At 65.7% G+C, this 3,820-nt stretch carries 3 protein-coding genes; all 3 read right to left on the bottom strand.

Going from position 1 to position 3,820, the window contains the following annotated elements:
• Positions 1–830 (bottom strand): ABC transporter permease (locus EN935_RS25955; RefSeq protein ID WP_164771339.1); only part of this gene is annotated, 830 nt, incomplete at its 3' end.
• Positions 827–2,365 (bottom strand): sugar ABC transporter ATP-binding protein, encoded by a 1,539-nt coding sequence (locus EN935_RS25950; protein ID WP_127264679.1) that lies wholly within the window; start codon positions 2,363–2,365, stop codon positions 827–829. The genes EN935_RS25955 and EN935_RS25950, both read right to left, overlap by 4 nt.
• Positions 2,366–2,470: 105 nt before the next feature.
• The gene (locus tag EN935_RS25945; protein ID WP_127373750.1) at positions 2,471–3,631 is read right to left on the bottom strand and encodes a fumarylacetoacetate hydrolase family protein; all 1,161 of its coding nucleotides are present in this window, start codon (positions 3,629–3,631) and stop codon (positions 2,471–2,473) included.
• Between the last annotated feature and the right edge of the window lie 189 nt (positions 3,632–3,820).

Genomic DNA, 3,820 nt, shown 5'->3' with positions numbered 1-3,820 from the left:
CCCGAAAGCGATGTGCCGCCAATGATGGCCGCCGTGATCGCCAGCAGTGCGAAAGTGCCGCCGTCGCCGGGGGCAATGGCGCCCTGGGCGCCGAGATGGATCACGCCGGCAAGCCCAGCCATCGCACCCATCAGCACCAGCGTCAGCACCCTGACCTTGTCTGTTGGAATGCCGGCATAGGCGGCAGCCCGCGGATTGCTGCCCACGGCCTGGACCCGGTAGCCGAAGCGGGTGCGGTGAAGCACGACATGCATTGCCATCGCCAGCACGACAAAGACGATGCCTGTCACCGGCACAATGACAAACGCCTTACCCGACAGCGTGGCCAAGACACTCCCATCCGCGCCCGGCGGCGCGATTGTCTGTCCCTTGCCGACGACCAGTGACAGGCCCTGGATCATCCACCACGTGCCGAGCGTCACCAGCAGAGCTGGCAGGCGCAGCGCGATCACCAGAAGGCCGTTGATCAGGCCGAGCCCGGCGCCGGCCGCGATACCCGCCAGGGCGGCGAGCCAGGGGTTCATTCCGGCAACCACGAGCAGGGCTGTGAAGGTTGCCGTGAGATGGAACACCGCACCGGCCGAGAGGTCGATCTCGCGCATGGTGAGCACGAACACCATGCCGATCGCCAGCAGGCCGGGCAGGGCGGCTTGCTCCAGCAGTGACGACAGATTGGCTGCATCGACGGAGGAAGGCTGGAGCCAGCCGAGCAGCCCGAGCATGGCGGCGAGCCCGACGGCGGCACCGGTCTCAGCCGGTAGCCGAATGCGGCGCCCCGGCCTACGGTTCGCCGATCCGGCCAAAGGCGGTGCGGTATCGGTTCTGGTCATGCAACGCTCTCCAGCTTGATCTGTCGGCCTTCGCCCTCTGCCGCGCCCGCCGCGATCAGCTGCAGCAGCCTCCCGCCATCCATGTCGGGGCCGGCGATCTCGCCCGCGAGCCGGCCCTGGTGGAAGGCAAGGATGCGATCGCTCAAGCCGGTCAGCTCGGACAACTCCCTCGAATGCAGCAGCACGATGCAGCCGCTGGCCGCCATCTGCCGGATCAACGCGTAGATTTCCTGCTTGCTACCGATATCGATGCCGCGCGCCGGCTCATCGAGCAGCACCACTTGCGGGCCGATTTCCAGCCATTTGGCGATGATCACTTTCTGCTGGCCGCCGGCCGACAGCGAGCCCGCCGGCGTCTCCGGAGCGGACCTGATGCGCAGCGCCTCGATCTGCCGCGCGGCGCGCGCGACCGCCATCACGGGTGAATACCAGCGCGACCCCCAGTCGCGTGAGCCGACGACGACGTTCGCCAGGTTGAAGGCGATGGACTTGTCTTGCATCAGCCCGTTGCCGCGCTCGCCTGAAATCATGCAGATGCTGCGCCGCGCCGCTTCCGTGCGGGTCTTCGGTAGTCCGTCCCCGTCCGGGAAGCGCACTCTGCCCACGCGCGCCTTTTGCTGTCCGAACAAGAGGGCAAGCAGGTCCGACACGCCGGAGCCGGCAAGCCCGGCAAGGCCGACGATCTCGCCCGCGCGCGCCGTGAAACTGACCTCGTTCAGCTTGCCGCCGCCAAGCCCCGAAACCGCGAGCTGCGGCCGCAGCGTGCCGGCAAGCGTCGGCATGGCCTTGAGCGGCAGCGGAAACAACGACTGGCGCAACTGGCCGATCATCGCTTCCTCCGATGTCGTCAGCTCCTGCCGCGCCTTTGATAGCACGTCGCGGCCGCTACGGATGACCGTCAGTTGGTCGGCAATGGCCAGCGCATCCTCCAGCCGGTTCGAGGCGTAGAGCATGCTCATGCCCTTGGCCTTCAGCCCTCGCAGCACCGCGAACAGCCGATCTGTCCCGCGCCGGTCGAGCGCCGAATGAGGATCGTCGAGGATGAGCAGTCTCGGGTTTTCCAGAAGCGCGCGGGCGATCGCGATCAGTTGCCGCTCACCTGGCCCGAGATCGCCGAGCGGGGCGCGAACATCGACGGCGAGGCCAAGCTGGCGAAGCAGGTCACGGCTGCGCGCCTCCATTTCGCGCCGCGAGATCAGTCCATTGTGCAGCGGTTCGCGATTGACGAACAGATTGGCGAGCACCGGGCGCTCCGGAAACAGCCCGGGCTGCTGCAGGACGACGCCGATGCCGAGCTTTCGCGCCGCATTGGGGCTGCTGATCGTCGCCTTCTTGCCGTCAAACTCGATGGTGCCGCTATCCGGCCGGACGATGCCTGCCAGCACCTTGATCAGCGTCGATTTGCCGGCGCCGCTTTCGCCGACCACCGCGTGGATCGAGCCGCGCTCGACCGCAAGGTTCATGTCTTCGAGCACGACCGTGCCGCCAAAGCGCCTGGCAACGTTGCGCACCAACAGTATCGGCGAATCGGACATACGGACGGCCCCCCGACCGCGCCGCGATCTTGGAGCGGATTGCGTCCTTAGTCACCCGGATTCCGCATAAAATTGTGTTGATGGCGATCCGGGGCGAAAGCCGGCTTAGATCAGATCGGCCTTCGCCAGCTCCCGCATCAGATGGCTGGCGCCGTAGGTCCAGTGCGGGCAGTCGGGCGACAGCCGCACCCGGTTGACCAGCGCACCGAATTTTTCCGACGAGATGGTGACGATGTCGCCGACTCTGTGGGTGAAGCCCTTGCCTTTCTCGCCGCGATCCTTGGAAGGCACGAACATGGTGCCGAGATAGAGGGCCAGCCCATCCGGATACTGGTGGTGCGAGCCCATGGCGGCGGCAACCAGTTCTTCCGGCGAGCGGCTGATCTCGGCCATCGAGCTTGCGCCCTCCAGCGAAAACCCGTCCTCGCCCTCGACCTTCAGGCGCACGACGGCCCGCTTGACGTCATCGATCGAGAATGTGTCGTCGAACAGGCGGATGAAGGGGCCGAGGGCGGCCGAGGCATTGTTGTCCTTGGCCTTTCCGAGCAGCAGCGCCGAACGCCCTTCGACATCGCGCAGATTGACGTCATTGCCGATAGTGGCGCCGACGATCCTGCCGCTCGAGGCGGCGATCATGGCGATCTCGGGCTCCGGATTGTTCCAGGTCGACACCGGGTGCAGGCCGACATCGGCGCCGAAGCCGACCGAGGCCATCGGCTGGCATTTGGTGAAGATCTCGGCATCGGGGCCGATGCCCACTTCAAGATATTGCGACCAGGCGCCGCGCGCGATGAGCTTGGCCTTGATCTCCATTGCTTCGGGCGAACCGGGCTTCAGCTTCGACAGATCGTGGCCGATCAGTCCGGCAATGTCGGCGCGGATGGCGTCGGCTTTTTCAGCCGAACCGCGCGCCTGTTCCTCGATCACCCGTTCCAGCAGGCTGACGACGAAGGTGACGCCCGAGGCCTTGACCGCCTGCAGGTCGACCGGGGAGAGCAGGTACGGTTTTGCCGGATCGCGCTTGGCCTCAAAACTGTTGGCGGCGATGTCATCGAGCGATCCGATCGGTCTGCCCTTGGCGGATAGCACATGGCCGGCAGGATCCGGCATCTCGCAGATGTCACGCACAGTCGGTGCCGCACGCGACGTGATGTCGAAAACCGTGCCGTCGCGGACCGTGACCACCAGGGGATGGGGCGCGGCCGGTGATCGAGCGCGGCCGAGGAAGACACCATCGTCATCAGGCAGAAAGATCATGTTCGTCACTACTCTCTCGTCATAGGGCAGGATGTTTCAACATTGTGGAGTGCCATGGTCTCTTCTTCAAGTCGGACAGGCCATGTCCCTGCGCCGAAGAACGCCGCCTAGCAACTCTCGATTCGGCGCTACAGTCCATCCCAGCGTAGACGCAAATGCGCGCTTGTCGATCTGCCCTGTTCCAGCGCGGTCAGGCCG

Source organism: Mesorhizobium sp. M7D.F.Ca.US.004.03.1.1 (genome assembly GCF_003998635.1).
Taxonomy (GTDB): Bacteria; Pseudomonadota; Alphaproteobacteria; order Rhizobiales; family Rhizobiaceae; genus Mesorhizobium; species Mesorhizobium loti.
The sequence above is the reverse complement of the archived record's forward strand: the minus strand, read 5'-3'. Positions and strand labels throughout refer to the sequence as shown.

Coding starts and splice junctions, on each gene's coding strand:
- EN935_RS25950 (WP_127264679.1), bottom strand. CDS start 2,365: ATGTCCGATTCGCCGATACTGTTGGTGCGCAACGTTGCCAGGCGCTTT.